The sequence below is a fragment of the Pseudomonas sp. SG-MS2 genome (assembly GCF_009933855.1).
GTDB classification, from domain to species: domain Bacteria; phylum Pseudomonadota; class Gammaproteobacteria; order Pseudomonadales; family Pseudomonadaceae; genus Aquipseudomonas; species Aquipseudomonas putida_E.
The window spans coordinates 1-14,009 of the sequence record NZ_MOMO01000210.1 but is presented as its reverse complement, the minus strand read 5'-3'; the positions used below and the strand labels follow the sequence as shown (position 1 = coordinate 14,009).

Here is a 14,009-nt window from a genome sequence, read left to right as displayed (position 1 = left end):
GGGCTTTCGAATGTGGAGGCCGAGGTCGGAATCGAACCGGCGTAGACGGATTTGCAATCCGGAGCATAACCACTTTGCTACTCGGCCTCAAAGTTCGGATCTAGTTGCTTCCGCTTCTATCTCCTTGAAACGTAGAACTTTTTTCAAAGTTTGCTGCGTTTCGATGGGCGCCATTATGTCTGCATTCCGCCAACCTTGCAACCCCCTGAACAGAAAAAATATTCAAGGGGTTCAAGGTGTTAGCGCAAGCGGCCAAGTTTGCTCCACAACCCCACCACAGCGTTCTCCACCGCACCGCTTGCCGCCATGCCGATTCGCTCCTGCAAGCTTTTGCGTTCGGCATAGTGCACATGGAACAGGTTGGCGTTGCGAGCACGCTCGCTGAGGTACTCGTCGCTGGTCTGCAACTGGTCCACCAGCTTGCGGTTTAGCGCGGCCACACCCAGCCAGACTTCGCCGGTGGCTACTTCGTCGATGTGCAACTGCGGGCGGTAGCGGGCGACGAAGTCCTTGAACAGCTGGTGGGTGATGTCCAGGTCTTCCTGGAACTTCTCGCGCCCCTTCTCGGTGTTCTCGCCGAACACGGTCAGGGTGCGCTTGTACTCGCCGGCAGTCAGCACTTCGAAATCGATATTGTGCTTTTTCAGCAGACGGTTGACGTTCGGCAACTGCGCTACCACGCCGATCGAACCGAGCACGGCAAACGGCGCGCTGACGATTTTCTCGCCGATACAAGCCATCATGTAACCACCGCTGGCGGCCACCTTGTCGATGCACACGGTCAGCGGGATGCCGGCCTGGCGGATACGCGCCAGTTGCGAGGCCGCAAGGCCGTAGCTGTGCACCAGGCCACCACCGCTTTCCAGGCGCAGCACCACTTCGTCACGTGGCGTGGCGAGGGTCAGCAGTGCCGTGATTTCGTTGCGCAGGCTTTCGGTGGCGGACGCCTTGATGTCGCCATCGAAGTCGAGCACGAACACCCGGCCTTTCTCTTCGGCCTTACCTTTTTTCTGCTGTTTTTCCGCTTTGGCCTGCTGCTTGCGCAGGGCTTTGAGCTGGGCCTTGTCGAGCAAGCCGGATTCCAGCCGCTCGCGCAGCTCTTTATAGAACTCGTTGAGACGGGTGACCTGCAACTGCCCGCCAGCCTTGCGCCGCCCCTTGCCGCGCAAGCCGGCGATGGCAGACAGCACCACCAGGATGGCAATCACCAGGGTGGCGGTTTTAGCGAGAAAGCTTGCGTATTCGGCAAGAAACTCCACGTTGACTCCTTATGAACCTGCGCCTGTACGGCGCGAAACTGTAGCAAGCATACCGGTGCGCCCGTGGCGCTGCCAGCTGCGGTAAACGCTGGCAACACAGTTCAAACGACCTTTTCAAACGCTTGTATGTTTTTCGTTGACAGCCCGTGTGGCGCATCCTAACCTCGCAGCAACCTTCAAGCGGCCGGATACCTTCGTGGGCAACCTCTACCTCATCCGACATGGCCAAGCCTCATTCGGTGCCGACGACTATGACGTCCTGTCGCCGGTGGGTGTGCGGCAAAGCCAGGCACTGGGTGAACACCTCGCCCGGCTGGACCTGCGCCTGGACCGATGCGTGGCGGGTGACCTGCGCCGCCAGCAAGACACTGCGCGGCTGGCACTGCAGGCACTGCAGGGTAATGGCTGCGCAGTGCCCGCCATTGAGACCGACCCTGCGTTCAATGAGTTCGATGCCGACGGTGTTATCCGTGCCCTGCTGCCCGGCCTGCTGACCGAAGAGCCGCAGGCCCTGCACATCCTGCGCAATGGCGCGCAGAACCGCAGCGAATTCCAGCGGCTGTTCGCCCTGATGGTGCAGCGCTGGCACGCGGGCGAACATGCCGACGACGGCCTGGAAACCTGGCAGGCGTTCACCACGCGAGTCCAGGGTGGTTTGCAACGTGTGCTGGACAGCGCCGGCAGTGGCGACAACATCGCGGTGTTCACCTCGGGCGGCACCATTGCCGCCCTGCTTCACCTGACTACTGGAATTACCCCCAGCCAGGCCTTCGCGCTGAACTGGCAGATCATCAACACGTCGCTCAGCCAGCTGAAGTTCCGCGGCCGTGACGTGGCACTGGCTTCCTTCAATAACCAGGCCCATGTGCAGTTGTTGAAGGTGCCGGAGCTCATTACCTTTAGATGAGCCCGGCCTGTTGTGTCCCTGTTAGGGACGTGAAATCACTCAATAAGGAATGCGCCATGACCTCCGTAGCTGATGCCGTGAAAAAGATGCAAGAGAAGTTCAATCCGTCTGCAGCCGAAGGCCTTGACCTGGTGTTCGGCTTCGACATCACCGACGAAGGCAAGAAATACGCCCTGATCGTCAAGGACGGTACCTGCGACCTGCAGGAAGGCGAGAACCCGGACGCCAACTGCACCCTGGTCATGGACAGCGAAACCCTCAAAGGCATCGTCAGTGGCGAGACCGACGGCATGCAGGCGTTCATGGGCGGCAAGCTGCGCGTTGAAGGCGACATGATGCTGTCGATGAAGCTCAGCGAGCTGTTCCCTTCCTGAGTGATGGGCGCACCGCGCGAGACGAAAACCGAAGCCTGACCGGCTTCGGTTTTTTTTTGCCCGCCAGTGTGCATTCGGTGCAGTGATCGGCCGGCAACACCCAAACCTATATGGCATCTGGCACGCTTGTACCAGCGCATCGAGGCCATTAGATTAGCCAATAATCCTTGCGATCGATAATAAGGTAAACGCATGACGCTCACCGACCAGTCCACCCAGGTACGCCCCGGCGAAGAACTCGACGCGGCCGTCATCGACCCTTACCTCAAGGCCAATATCGCGGGCCTTGAAGGCGCACCGCGCATCAGCCAGTTCCCCGGGGGGGCCTCCAACCTGACCTACCTGGTCGCTTACCCAGACCGTGAGTTCGTGCTGCGGCGCCCGCCTTTTGGCCAGAAAGCCAAGTCGGCCCACGACATGGGCCGTGAGTTCCGCATCCTCAACCAGCTCAACAGCGGCTTCCCTTACTGCCCCAAGGCCTACACCCACTGCACCGATGAAACCCTGATCGGCGGCGAGTTCTATGTAATGGAGCGGGTAAACGGCATCATCCTGCGTTCGGACATTCCCGCCGAACTGAACCTGGATGCCACCCGTACCGAGGCCCTGTGCAAAAGCTTCATCGACCGCCTGGTAGAGCTGCACCAGGTCGACTACCAAAGCTGCGGCCTCGCCGACCTGGGCAAGCCTGAAGGCTACGTGCAGCGCCAGATCGAAGGCTGGACCGGCCGCTACGAAAAGGCCCTGACACCCGATGCGCCGCGCTGGGAGCAGGTCATTGCCTGGCTGCGTGAAAAGATGCCGGCCGACCACCCTCGCCCAGGCATCGTGCACAACGACTACCGCTTCGATAACGTGATCCTCGATGCTGAAAACCCCATGCGCATCATTGGCGTGCTGGACTGGGAGATGGCCACGATCGGCGACCCACTGATGGACCTGGGCAACAGCCTGGCCTACTGGATCGAGGCAGGCGACCCGGCGCCGGTGCAATTGATGCGACGCCAGCCGAGCAATGCCCCCGGCATGCTGACCCGCCGCCAGTTCGTCGATTACTACGCCGAGCGTGCGGGCATACGCCTGGACAACTTCGATTACTACTATTGCTATGGCCTGTTCCGCCTGGCGGGCATCGTGCAGCAGATCTACTACCGCTTCTACCACGGCCAGACCCAGGACAAGCGCTTCGCCCAGTTCATCCACATGAACCGGCTGCTGGAGCAGATGAGCTTGCAGGTAATGGCCAAGTCCACGCTCTGACGACAGACAACAAGGAAAACAGCATGTCCAAGACCCACCTGTTCGACCTCGATGGCAAGATCGCTTTCGTCTCCGGCGCCAGCCGTGGCATTGGCGAAGCCATCGCGCACCTGCTGGCCCAGCAAGGCGCCCATGTGATCGTTTCCAGCCGCAAGCTGGAGGGCTGTCAGCAGGTGGCCGATGCGATCATCGCCGCAGGCGGCAAGGCCACTGCAGTGGCCTGCCACATCGGTGAACTGGAACAGATCCAGCAGGTGTTCGCCAGTATCCGCGAACAGTTCGGGCGCCTGGACGTGCTGGTCAACAACGCCGCCACCAACCCGCAGTTCTGCAATGTGCTGGACACCGACGCAGGTGCGTTCCAGAAGACCGTCGACGTCAATATCCGCGGCTATTTCTTCATGTCGGTCGAAGCCGGCAAGCTGATGCGTGAAAACGGCGCTGGCAGCATCATCAACGTGGCGTCGATCAATGGGGTTTCACCGGGCCACTTCCAAGGTATCTACTCGGTGACCAAGGCAGCGGTGATCAACATGACCAAGGTCTTCGCCAAGGAATGCGCGCAATTCGGCATCCGCTGCAATGCCTTGCTGCCGGGCCTGACCGACACCAAATTCGCGTCGGCGCTGGTGAAAAACGATGCAATCCTCAACGCCGCACTGCAGCAGATCCCGCTCAAACGCGTGGCCGACCCCAAGGAAATGGCCGGCGCCGTGCTGTACCTGGCCAGCGATGCCTCCAGCTACACCACCGGCACCGCACTCAATGTCGACGGTGGTTACCTGTCCTGATCAAGCCTTGATCGCCTGCAGGGTGTAACTCAGCGGCAAGCGCTCGGGCTGCAGGTGCAGGCGCCATTCGCCGTCGGCGCCTTTGTCCATCTGCCCGGGTAACGCCTCCCAGGGGATGCTCTGGTGCTCGACCAAGGCCGTCAGTTGCAGCCCTTGCGCCAGCAAGGCACTGATGACTTCACCCAGGCCATGGTTCCACTCATGGGTTTCGGTCTGGGTGAGGCGTTGATCGCTGTCGACGTAGGTCTGGTCGCTGTGCCAAACCGTCGGTGCTTCTTGTTCGAAGTAGGGATACTCCAGTTGCAGCCGGTCCTGGTGGTCTTCATTGACGGCCATCAGCATCGGGTGCCCATCGCGCAGAAACAGCCGTCCGCCAGGTTTGAGCAAGGCCGCCACTGCACGGGCCCAAGGCTCGATGCGCGGTAGCCAGCACAATGCACCGATACCGGTGTAGACCAGGTCGAAGGTGCCTGCCTGCAGTGCCTGATCGGCCTGATAGACATCGGCTTCTACGTAGTCGATGGCCGTATTGCAACGCCCGGCAAGGCGCCGCGCCTGCATCAGCGAAGCTGCCGAATAGTCCAGGCCGCAGACCAGCGCGCCCAACCGCGCCAGCGACAAGGTGTCGGTGCCGATATGGCATTGCAGATGAGCTGTGCGCAGGCCTCGAATATCGCCAAGGCGTGGCAAGTCGAAGCGTACGGTCTCAGAAAGGTGCGCGGGCTGCTGGACCAGCAGCTCGACCTCGTAGTCCTTCGAGGCGGCATGCAGCGGCGCGCGCTCATCCCAGCTGGCGTGGTTGAGTTGATGCGATCGGTCCATGATTGTACGTCCTTGTTATTTGAGTTGCGGTCCCCGGCCCCTTGGCGGACTTGCCAGCGAGGCGCCGGCAAAGCCCCCAATAGCTCCAAGCGTTACAGGCAGGTGGCCGCCGCCGCCCGCCGCTGCAAGGCCACGCCGTCGTTCTTCTGCGCGTAGTAATCCACCCGTGTGCCACCCGCCTGCGGGTAGACATCCACGAACGACTCCGCTTCGCGGGTATACACCGTCAGCCCACCTTGCTTGCGCGGCTCCAGGTAGCCACTGGCGTCGTTCCCGAATACATCCTCCTTCTGCCAACTGAACTGGATGCATTGGGCCACCCGCTCCGGCGCCTTTTGCGAATCGAGCTGTGCAGTCGGCTTGCCGCCACGGGCCGTATCCATGGTTGCAGAAGCGCAACCGACCAATACCAGCGCCGCAGCCATCGGCAGAATTGCTCGCATGTTCCATCCTCGGGGCAAAAAAGAAAGCGACTCTAGCACTGCGCAGCATTGCGAGTGAATTGTCACACGGGGGCTGTTGTCGCAGATAAGGCATGCCGCCAACAGGAGATTGTCATGAAAGTACCTCGTCTTTTGCCTTCACTGCTACTCGCCGCCCTGCCCTGCCTGCCAATGATGGCGTCAGCCGCACCCTCGGCTGAAGAGAGCGTTACCGCACCAGAAACTCACAACCGCGAACTCAAAGTGGGCGACAAGGCCCCCGACCAGTACAAACGCGACGAAGAAGCCTTGACCGACTGGAAGGCCAAGGGCCTGCCAGCACCGGAGAAAGAAAGCCACTGGGTACGCATGGGCGACCACTATGTGCTGGTGCAGATCACCAATGGCGTTGTGCTGGCCATACACCCGGCGTCCTGACTCAACCGGCAGCGGTCAACGCCGCCATGTGCACCGTGTTGCGCCCGGCTGCCTTGGCCTGATACAGCGCCGCGTCAGCCTGGGCGAGCAGGCTCGCGGTAGTGTCGTGCGGGCCAGGCACGCCGCACCACAGCCCCACGCTGAAGCGCAGCGTGATCTGGCCACCGGCAAAGTGCGCCGGGCTGAGGGCAATGGCCTCCCTCAGGCCCTGCAAGGCTGCCATCGCGCCGTCACGATCGGTGCGTGGCAACAGCAGCAGAAACTCCTCCCCCCCATAGCGGCCAAGACTGTCGCCGTTGCGCAGGCGCTGCTCCAACTGACGCACGCAATGGCACAACACCTCGTCACCGGCCAAGTGCCCATACAGGTCATTGATACGCTTGAAATGGTCGAGGTCGATCATCGCCACGGCCAAGCTGCTGCGTTCGCCACGGGCGCGGTCCAGCTCGCAGGCAAAGCGCTCCAGAATCGCCCGCCGGTTGTAGGTACCCGTCAGCACATCGCGCAAGGCCAGGTGCTGCAGGCGTGATTCGCTGCGCTCCTTGGCCATCAGCACCAGGCCGATGGAGTACATCATCACCGTTACCGTACCGATGGCGACGGAAATGCTCTGCTTGAGGTTGCTGGTGTCGTAGCGCATTTCCACGGCCGTGCCATTGACCACTGCAAGCGCACGCATGCCCAGCCCGACCAGGCTGACAATGGCGCCAATCTGCAGCAACAGGTGCGCCCTGCCCGGCCGTTCGACGTGGCGCCGCACCCAGTACAGGATCAACGTGCACTGCAGCATCAGCACCAGCGTCGCCAGCAGCATGCGCGGCTCCACGGTGTCGAGCAGCAGCATCAGGCCCACCAGCATGCAGGCGGGAATGATGAAGACCTGCCGCCACGGCACAGCCTGCTCGCGCACGCGAAACAGGCTGGCCGAATAGAAGGCCAGGGCCAGTGATAGCAGGCTGTTGCCCACCCCGTAGCTGAGCCACAGCGGGGCGTGCCCATAAACGGTGTAGCAAACGTAGGCCAACGCGTGGGCGAGCAAACCGCAAGCGGTAAGCCAGAGGTTGTCTTGGCGATTGGACTGGCCGACCAGCAACAGGCAGAACGCCAGGATGGTCGCGACCAGTGCAACGGCGGCGAACAGCGTGGGTGTATGGGCGATCATCATGATTCACCGTGTGGCAGATGGCCGTCTTCGTTGCGGCCTGTGCCAAGTCTAAGCGCCCAGCCGCAGTCGAGCCATGACCGAGCGGGACAGAACAGCAGCCGGCAGGCACGCCACTCGTCGTCACCGCGGCAAAAAATTGCCCGCCCAGGAAACCAAACGGATCGATCACAGTCTCAGCAAGTGTCCCGTAAACCTATGCGGATCAAGGACCTATATCGTGATGACCCGCCTTGCAAGCCTTTCTCTGATCGCCGCTTTTCTGTTGGTTGCCGGCTGCCACCATCATCGCTACCACGATGACGATGGCGGATGGCGCGATGGCGACCGTGATCACCGCCACCATCACCGGCATGACCGCGACGATGACGATCGCCGCTACCGTGACCGCGGCTACCGCTGACACGTCTTTGCAATCCACTCTTAACCTGATGATTCTTCGAGGCTCCCTATCATGCGTCTGACTTTGCCTTCCCTTGCCCTTGGCCTGCTGCTGTGCCAAGGCGCTTTCGCCGGTGACGGTACCGCCGCCATCGGCGGTGGCCTGGGTGGCGTCCTGGGTAACGTTGTCGGCCAACAGCTCGGCGGCAGCACTGGCGCAGCCGTCGGCGCAGGCCTTGGCGGCGCCGCCGGCAGCGCGGTGGCTGCGCGCAAGGGCAATCGCACCGAAGCCGCCATCGGCGGTGGCCTGGGCTCGGCAGGCGGTTCGCTGTTGGGCGGCAAGGTCGGCGGCTCGACCGGCTCGACCATCGGCGCCGGCCTGGGCGGCGCGGCAGGTGGTGCGATTGGCAACCACCTGGGTGACAACAACGGCAAGAAGCACCGCCGCCACCGTCACTGAGTCAGCACAGCCTCTGCAGGGGCCGGCTTGCCGGCTCCTGCATCGATCACCCAGTCTCCCGCTGCCTTAACAAGGCAAACCCTCTCCCCGCTGACCCTCATCAACACCCTCATCACCACAAGCTGCCACACTGACTGCTACTGTCTTTCGTGCCCCCTTGAGTGAAGGAACACCCCCGCCCCATGAACCAGGAACTGCTCTGGGTCCTCGGCCTGCTGGCTGTCGTCATCGTGCTCTTTGTCATCAACCGACCACGCATGGACGTCGTCGCGCTGCTGGTGATTCTCGCCCTGCCACTGTCGGGCATCCTCACCGTGGAGCAGGCCCTGGCCGGCTTCAGCGACCCCAACGTGGTATTGATCGCTGCCTTGTTCGTGATCGGCGAAGGGCTGGTGCGCACCGGTATCGCTTATCGCATCGGCGAATGGATGAGCGACCGGGCAGGCAACAGCGAGGCGCGCCTGCTGGTGTTGCTGATGGTGTCAGTGGCCGGGCTGGGCTCGGTGATGAGTTCGACGGGCGTGGTCGCGATCTTCATCCCGGTGGTGCTGAGCATCGCTGCACGCCTGCAGATTTCGCCAAGCCGCCTGATGATGCCGCTGAGCTTCGCCGGCCTGATCAGTGGCATGCTCAGCCTGGTGGCCACACCACCCAACGTGGTGGTGCACAGCGAACTGGTACGCCAAGGCGAGCAAGGTTTCAGCTTCTTCAGTTTCACGCCGTTCGGCCTGGTGGTGCTGGTGCTGGGGATTGGCTACATGCTACTGACACGCCACTGGTTCAACGGCGAAGTACGCAAGGACGGCCGGGTGGAGAGCCGCCGCACCCTGCTCGACCTGGTACTGGACTACAAGCTCAACGGCCGGGAGCGGCGGCTACGTATTCGGGCGCAATCGCCGTTGATCGGCCATACCCTCGGGGAGCTTGAGCTGCGCACCCGGCATGGCGCCAACGTGATCGGTATCGAGCGCCAGCACAAGTTCACCACGCGGGTGATCGCCGCCGATTCGAGCACCGTCCTGCAGCAGGGTGATGTGCTGCTGCTCGACCTGTTCGCCAATCGCGATGACCTGCGCAGCCTGTGTCAAACCATGCAACTGGAACCTCTTCATTTCAAGGCCGCTTATTTCATCGACCAGTCCCAGGAGTTGGGCATGGCCGAAGTGTCCCTGCCCCCCGGCTCGCAACTGATCGGCAAAAGCATCCTGGACCTTGCCTTTCGTACCCGCTACGGCCTCAACGTGGTTGGCTTGCGCCGTGAGCAGGCGGCGATCGACGAGCGACTGGTGGAAGAACCGCTGCGCCTTAGCGACACGCTGCTGGTCGTCGGCCCCTGGAAGGCGGTACGCCAGCTGCAAAGCCAGCCAAAGGACTTCCTGGTACTGAGCTTGCCTGCCGAGATCGACCAAGTGGCCCCGGCCCGTACCCGGGCACCCTATGCCCTGATCAGCCTGGCGGTGATGGTCGGGCTGATGGTCAGCGGCGTGGTACCCAATGTGATCGCCGCGTTGATCGGCTGCCTGCTGATGGGGGCCGGGCGCTGCATCGACATGAACAGCGCCTACCGCGCCGTTCACTGGCCAAGCCTGATATTGATCGTCGGCATGCTGCCCTTCGCCCAGGCGCTGCAGCAGACCGGGGGTATCGACCTAGCAGTGGGCGGGCTGGTCAGCCTGCTGGGCGGCGCCGGGCCGATCGCCATGCTCGCCTGCCTGTTCACGGTCACAGCGGTGATCGGCCTGTTCATCTCCAACACCGCCACCGCCGTACTGATGGCGCCCGTTGCCATCAGCACGGCAACACAGCTGGGCCTTTCGCCCTATCCGTTCGCCATGACTGTGGCCTTGGCGGCATCCGCGGCGTTCATGACCCCGGTTTCCTCACCGGTGAATACCTTGGTGCTCGGCCCGGGCCAGTACCGCTTTGCCGACTTCGTCAAGGTTGGCGTGCCCTTCACAGTGCTGGTGATGCTGGTGACGGTACTGATGGTGCCATGGTTCCACGGTTTATGACGCCAGAGGATATTGGCCATTATCCTGCGCGATCTCGGCAGATTGACATTGAGTGGCCTGCGCAAACAAACTGGGGTGTTATTGCCCCAGGTGCCCACAGCCGTTGTCCTGGATTTCGTCTCCGCTTGTCGGTCGAGCCTATGGTTTTTCCAGCCCAGTCGCGCTTGTTGCCCTATTTCGCCGTGTTCGGCCTGACCTTCGCCCTGACCCTGGGCGGCATCCTGGCACGGCCAATCGAATCCTTGTCCCTGTTCTGGCCCGTCAATGCAGTGCTGGCCGGTGTGCTGTTGCGCTACCCGCGCCACGCCACCCCGGTGAGTTTCACCCTGGCCTGGCTGGCCATGATCGCCGCCGACCTGGCATGCGGCAGCGCCTGGCGCTCGGCGCTGTGGCTCAACCTGTGCAACCTGAGCGTAGTGGTGACGGTGTGGCTCTTGCTGTCACGCTTACCGCGCCTGCACCGGCGCATGCGCAGCCCGCAGGGAGTGCTCAGCGTATTCGGTGCCTGCGCGGCCGGTGCCATGGTGGCGGCTTGCATGGCCTGCGTGGTGGCTGCCCCGTGGTTCGAGCAATCGCTGCGCACCACCTGGCTGGCGTGGTTCAGCGAGCAGTTCTCGACCGCAGTGCTGGTGCTGCCGGTGCTGCTGACGGCGCCATCGGCGCGCGCGCTGGTCCGCAGTGGAGCCCAGGCCGTAAGCCTGCCCCCCTTGCTGGTGCTGCTGGCCTCGCTGGTCTTCAGTATCGCCTTCGGCGGGCCGGGGGCCATTGCCTTCCCGATCGCAGCACTGCTGTGGTGCGCGTGGACCTACTCACCGTTTCTGGTTTCATTGCTGACACTGACTACCGGCAGTACGCTGATCGTTGCGGTGGCGCAGAACCTGATGCATTTCAGCGTGCCGCAAAGCGAGCTTGGGGTCACCACATTGATGTCGGCCCGCCTGGGCATCGCCATGCTGGTGCTCGGGCCGCTGGTGGTTTCTTGCGTCAGCCAGGCCAACCGTAGCCTGCTGGCGCGCCTGGCGCATCAGGCCACCATCGATCACCTGACCGGAGCACTGACCCGCAGCGCCTTCACCCGCCGCGCCAATGCCCTGCTCGACAGCCGCCAGCAACATGCCCAGGCATTGCCGCTGACCTTGATGATGCTCGACATCGACCATTTCAAGTCGATCAACGATCGCCATGGCCACGCCGTAGGCGACCAGGTGCTGCGCCAGTTCGCCCACACCCTGCAAGACCAGTTGCATGAAGGCGAGCTGCTGGCGCGCATGGGCGGTGAAGAGTTTGTAATCCTGCTGCCGGGCCTCGCGCCAGACCGGGCCAACTTCACCGCTGAGCGCTTGCGCAGAGCGGTCCAGGACCTACACCTGGCGCAGGGCGACGAGCGCCTGCAGATCACCGTCAGCATCGGCCTGGACGGCTGCGCCGGGCATGAACCGGCGCCGGGTCTGGACGAGCTGTTGGCCCGTGCGGACCAGGCGCTGTACCGCGCCAAGGCCCACGGCCGCAACCGTGTCGAACTGGCAGAGGCACAGGGCGCCGGGTAATTTGACTCACCCCATCAGCAAATCCCAGGACAACTTGGCGATCAGCACGCACAGCAAGACCAGGAACAGCCCGCGCACAAAGGCTGCGCCCTTGCGCACGGCCAGCCAGGTCCCGGTCAGCGCCCCAAGCACGTTGCATGCGGCCATGGGCAAGGCAATGGCATAAAGCACATTGCCCGATGGCACGAAGAACACCAGCGCCGCGAGGTTGGTGGCGATGTTGACCACCTTGGCAGAGGCCGAGGCGTGCAGGAAGTCCAACGCGAAAAAGCGAATGAACAGGAAGATCAGGAAGCTGCCGGTTCCTGGCCCGAACAGGCCGTCGTAGAAGCCAATGGCGCCACCGATCAGTACCGCCAGGCATTGCTCCTTGCGGCCGATCTTCGCCGGCGCGTGCAAGGTGCCGAAATCCTTCTTGCAAAAGGTGTAGATCGCCATCAGCACGATCAGCACCAGCACTGCCGGGCGCATCACGCTGGGCGGCACCAGCGACACCGTGGCCGCCCCTGCAAACGACATGATGAACGCACTGAGCGCCGCCGGCACGATCAACCCCCAGTCCAGGGTGACCTTGCGAATGAACGAGCGCGCCGCGAAAGCCGTACCGCACACCGATGCCAGTTTGTTGCTGCCAAGCAAGGCCGCAGGTTGCGCCGTGGGCAATACGTTGAACAGCGCCGGGATCTGAATGAGCCCACCACCTCCTACCGCAGCATCGATCAGGCCGGCGGCAAAAGCGAACAGGGAGAGTACGGCGATATCCATCATGGCGCGGTTCCAGGCAGTGAAAGCAGACCGCAAGGCTAATCAAATCGGCGCGCCTGTGTTGAAATGCCATATTGCAAAAACTGCAACCAGGGGACCTTCATGGCATTGGACATGCTGCGCGAAATCCAGGCCTTCGTCAGCGTCGCGCACAAACGCAGCTTCGTCGCCGCCGCCCGCGCCCTGGGCCGCTCGCCCAGCGCCGTGACGCGGGCAGTACAGGCTTTGGAAGACAACAGCGGGTGCAAGCTGCTCAACCGCAATGCCAATGCGGTGACCCTCACCGAAGCTGGCGAGCGGTTACTGCCCCATGCCGAACGCTTGCTCGATGTGCAACGTGATGCCGCCGATGAATTGGCCGCACTCAGTGGCAGCGCACAGGGCTGGATCCGCTTCGGCGTGCCGCAATTGCTTGGCGAACATGTGCTGCCCGGTGTGCTGGCGGCGTTTTCCCGCCGCCACCCACAGGTAACGCTGGACGTCCACTACCGTGACGAGGCGCTTGACCCTTTGCTGGGCAAGCTCGATTTCGTGGTCCGCGGTGCGTTTCCACAATCAAGCGAGCTGATCGGTTACCCACTGTGGCGCTACCAGCGCCATCTGTACGCCAGCCCGGACTACCTGGCGCGCCATGGCATGCCCAAGCGGCCAGAGGACCTGGCTGACCATTCGCTGATCCTGCATACCGCCCCGCGCATTCTCAAGGCCTGGCACTTTTGCCAAGGTGACCGAATCACCAGCCTGCGCCCCCATCCAAGGCTGCGACTGAGCTCAGGCGATGCGGTCTACCACAGTACACTGGCCGGTGCCGGCATTGCCCGTCTGGCCGACTGGGTGGGCGAGGCACAAGTCAGTGCCGGCCGGCTGGTGCGTGTTTGCGCAGATTACCGGCTGACATCCAGTACCGGCCAAGACCCGCAAATGCACGCTGTATATCCTGCCGGCGAGTTGCCAGCGCGGGTCCGTGAGCTGCTGCTGGCCCTGCGCCAGGCGGGCAATGGGGGCAACCGGCAGGCTCGCTGACATCTGTTCAAATTCTGCTCAATTCAACAGAAGCCGCAAAGGGCTTGGCTTACAGCATTTTATCCACAGACCTACCCACGTTTTTTGTGGACAGATTTCCCCACGTAAAGAAGGACTTATCGCACGCGCAGTAGTGCTGCATTCGCCGCCTTGACCAGCTCGATCCACTCAACCGCACTGATCACGCCTGATTGCTCAAGCGCATCGGCACTGCGCAACGCCTGGTCGTATTCATTTTCTTCGAGAATGCCTGCGGTCAGGAAGCGGCTACGCCACTCCAGCAGCGCTGAAGGGTCCTTCTTGCATTCCATCTATATGTCGACTCCAAGGTAAAAGGCCGGCCCACTGCCGCGACTCATTATGACGCGAGCGGGAGAGTACACGAG

General features: G+C 62.4%; 16 protein-coding genes and 1 tRNA gene. 10 read left to right on the top strand and 7 right to left on the bottom strand.

What is annotated here, in order from left to right:
- Nucleotides 1-13: 13 nt before the first annotated feature.
- Both BLX42_RS17505 and sohB read right to left on the bottom strand, forming a co-directional pair.
- A tRNA-Cys gene (locus BLX42_RS17505) sits at nucleotides 14-87 on the bottom strand.
- 152 nt (nucleotides 88-239) lie between these two features.
- The gene (gene sohB, locus BLX42_RS17500) at nucleotides 240-1,259 is read right to left on the bottom strand and encodes a protease SohB (protein WP_039601983.1); all 1,020 of its coding nucleotides are present in this window, start codon (nucleotides 1,257-1,259) and stop codon (nucleotides 240-242) included.
- A 196-nt stretch (nucleotides 1,260-1,455) separates the two neighbouring features.
- Here sohB and BLX42_RS17495 point away from each other — a divergent pair, with 196 nt between their 5' ends.
- The 4 genes from BLX42_RS17495 (at nucleotide 1,456) to BLX42_RS17480 (ending at nucleotide 4,591) form a co-directional block, all read left to right on the top strand.
- Nucleotides 1,456-2,166, top strand: coding sequence for a histidine phosphatase family protein (locus BLX42_RS17495; RefSeq protein WP_161872268.1), 711 nt, complete (start codon nucleotides 1,456-1,458; stop codon nucleotides 2,164-2,166).
- Nucleotides 2,167-2,222: 56 nt separating this feature from the next.
- Nucleotides 2,223-2,540, top strand: a complete 318-nt coding sequence (locus BLX42_RS17490; protein WP_039601984.1) for an SCP2 sterol-binding domain-containing protein — start codon at nucleotides 2,223-2,225, stop codon at nucleotides 2,538-2,540.
- A gap of 192 nt (nucleotides 2,541-2,732) precedes the next feature.
- Nucleotides 2,733-3,800, top strand: coding sequence for a phosphotransferase family protein (locus tag BLX42_RS17485; protein WP_115274388.1), 1,068 nt, complete (start codon nucleotides 2,733-2,735; stop codon nucleotides 3,798-3,800).
- Nucleotides 3,801-3,823: 23 nt separating this feature from the next.
- Nucleotides 3,824-4,591 carry an SDR family oxidoreductase gene (locus tag BLX42_RS17480; protein WP_046785720.1) on the top strand — a complete coding sequence of 256 codons (768 nt, stop codon included), beginning with the start codon at nucleotides 3,824-3,826 and terminating at the stop codon, nucleotides 4,589-4,591.
- On the opposite strand, the gene BLX42_RS17475 is transcribed toward BLX42_RS17480, so the two are convergent.
- Complete coding sequence (locus BLX42_RS17475; protein ID WP_125923968.1) at nucleotides 4,592-5,413, bottom strand: bifunctional 2-polyprenyl-6-hydroxyphenol methylase/3-demethylubiquinol 3-O-methyltransferase UbiG; 822 nt, start codon at nucleotides 5,411-5,413, stop codon at nucleotides 4,592-4,594.
- Between the two features lie 92 nt (nucleotides 5,414-5,505).
- Nucleotides 5,506-5,856: a hypothetical protein gene (locus BLX42_RS17470; RefSeq protein ID WP_161872267.1), complete on the bottom strand. Its 351-nt coding sequence runs from the start codon at nucleotides 5,854-5,856 to the stop codon at nucleotides 5,506-5,508.
- A 114-nt stretch (nucleotides 5,857-5,970) separates the two neighbouring features.
- Here BLX42_RS17470 and BLX42_RS17465 point away from each other — a divergent pair, with 114 nt between their 5' ends.
- Nucleotides 5,971-6,273: an RcnB family protein gene (locus BLX42_RS17465; protein ID WP_046785718.1), complete on the top strand. Its 303-nt coding sequence runs from the start codon at nucleotides 5,971-5,973 to the stop codon at nucleotides 6,271-6,273.
- Nucleotide 6,274: 1 nt separating this feature from the next.
- Here the strand turns inward: BLX42_RS17465 and BLX42_RS17460 are convergent, their stop codons facing one another.
- Entirely contained in the window at nucleotides 6,275-7,435 is a 1,161-nt protein-coding gene (locus BLX42_RS17460; protein WP_161872269.1) for a GGDEF domain-containing protein, read from the bottom strand.
- 223 nt (nucleotides 7,436-7,658) lie between these two features.
- Here BLX42_RS17460 and BLX42_RS17455 point away from each other — a divergent pair, with 223 nt between their 5' ends.
- From BLX42_RS17455 to BLX42_RS17440, 4 genes are all read left to right on the top strand, one after another.
- Nucleotides 7,659-7,838 carry a hypothetical protein gene (locus tag BLX42_RS17455; protein ID WP_046785716.1) on the top strand — a complete coding sequence of 60 codons (180 nt, stop codon included), beginning with the start codon at nucleotides 7,659-7,661 and terminating at the stop codon, nucleotides 7,836-7,838.
- Nucleotides 7,839-7,889: 51 nt separating this feature from the next.
- Entirely contained in the window at nucleotides 7,890-8,276 is a 387-nt protein-coding gene (locus BLX42_RS17450) for a glycine zipper domain-containing protein (protein WP_039604046.1), read from the top strand.
- A gap of 182 nt (nucleotides 8,277-8,458) precedes the next feature.
- On the top strand, nucleotides 8,459-10,288 hold the full coding sequence (locus BLX42_RS17445; protein WP_161872266.1) for an SLC13 family permease: 1,830 nt from the start codon (nucleotides 8,459-8,461) through the stop codon (nucleotides 10,286-10,288).
- A gap of 125 nt (nucleotides 10,289-10,413) precedes the next feature.
- On the top strand, nucleotides 10,414-11,835 hold the full coding sequence (locus BLX42_RS17440; protein WP_046785713.1) for a GGDEF domain-containing protein: 1,422 nt from the start codon (nucleotides 10,414-10,416) through the stop codon (nucleotides 11,833-11,835).
- Nucleotides 11,836-11,841: 6 nt separating this feature from the next.
- Here the strand turns inward: BLX42_RS17440 and BLX42_RS17435 are convergent, their stop codons facing one another.
- Nucleotides 11,842-12,603, bottom strand: a complete 762-nt coding sequence (locus BLX42_RS17435) for a TSUP family transporter (protein WP_115274382.1) — start codon at nucleotides 12,601-12,603, stop codon at nucleotides 11,842-11,844.
- A gap of 99 nt (nucleotides 12,604-12,702) precedes the next feature.
- Between BLX42_RS17435 and BLX42_RS17430 the strand changes: the two genes are divergently transcribed.
- Nucleotides 12,703-13,623 carry a LysR family transcriptional regulator gene (locus tag BLX42_RS17430; protein ID WP_161872265.1) on the top strand — a complete coding sequence of 307 codons (921 nt, stop codon included), beginning with the start codon at nucleotides 12,703-12,705 and terminating at the stop codon, nucleotides 13,621-13,623.
- A 116-nt stretch (nucleotides 13,624-13,739) separates the two neighbouring features.
- Here the strand turns inward: BLX42_RS17430 and BLX42_RS17425 are convergent, their stop codons facing one another.
- Nucleotides 13,740-13,934 carry a hypothetical protein gene (locus tag BLX42_RS17425; RefSeq protein ID WP_115274380.1) on the bottom strand — a complete coding sequence of 65 codons (195 nt, stop codon included), beginning with the start codon at nucleotides 13,932-13,934 and terminating at the stop codon, nucleotides 13,740-13,742.
- Nucleotides 13,935-14,009 lie beyond the last annotated feature (75 nt).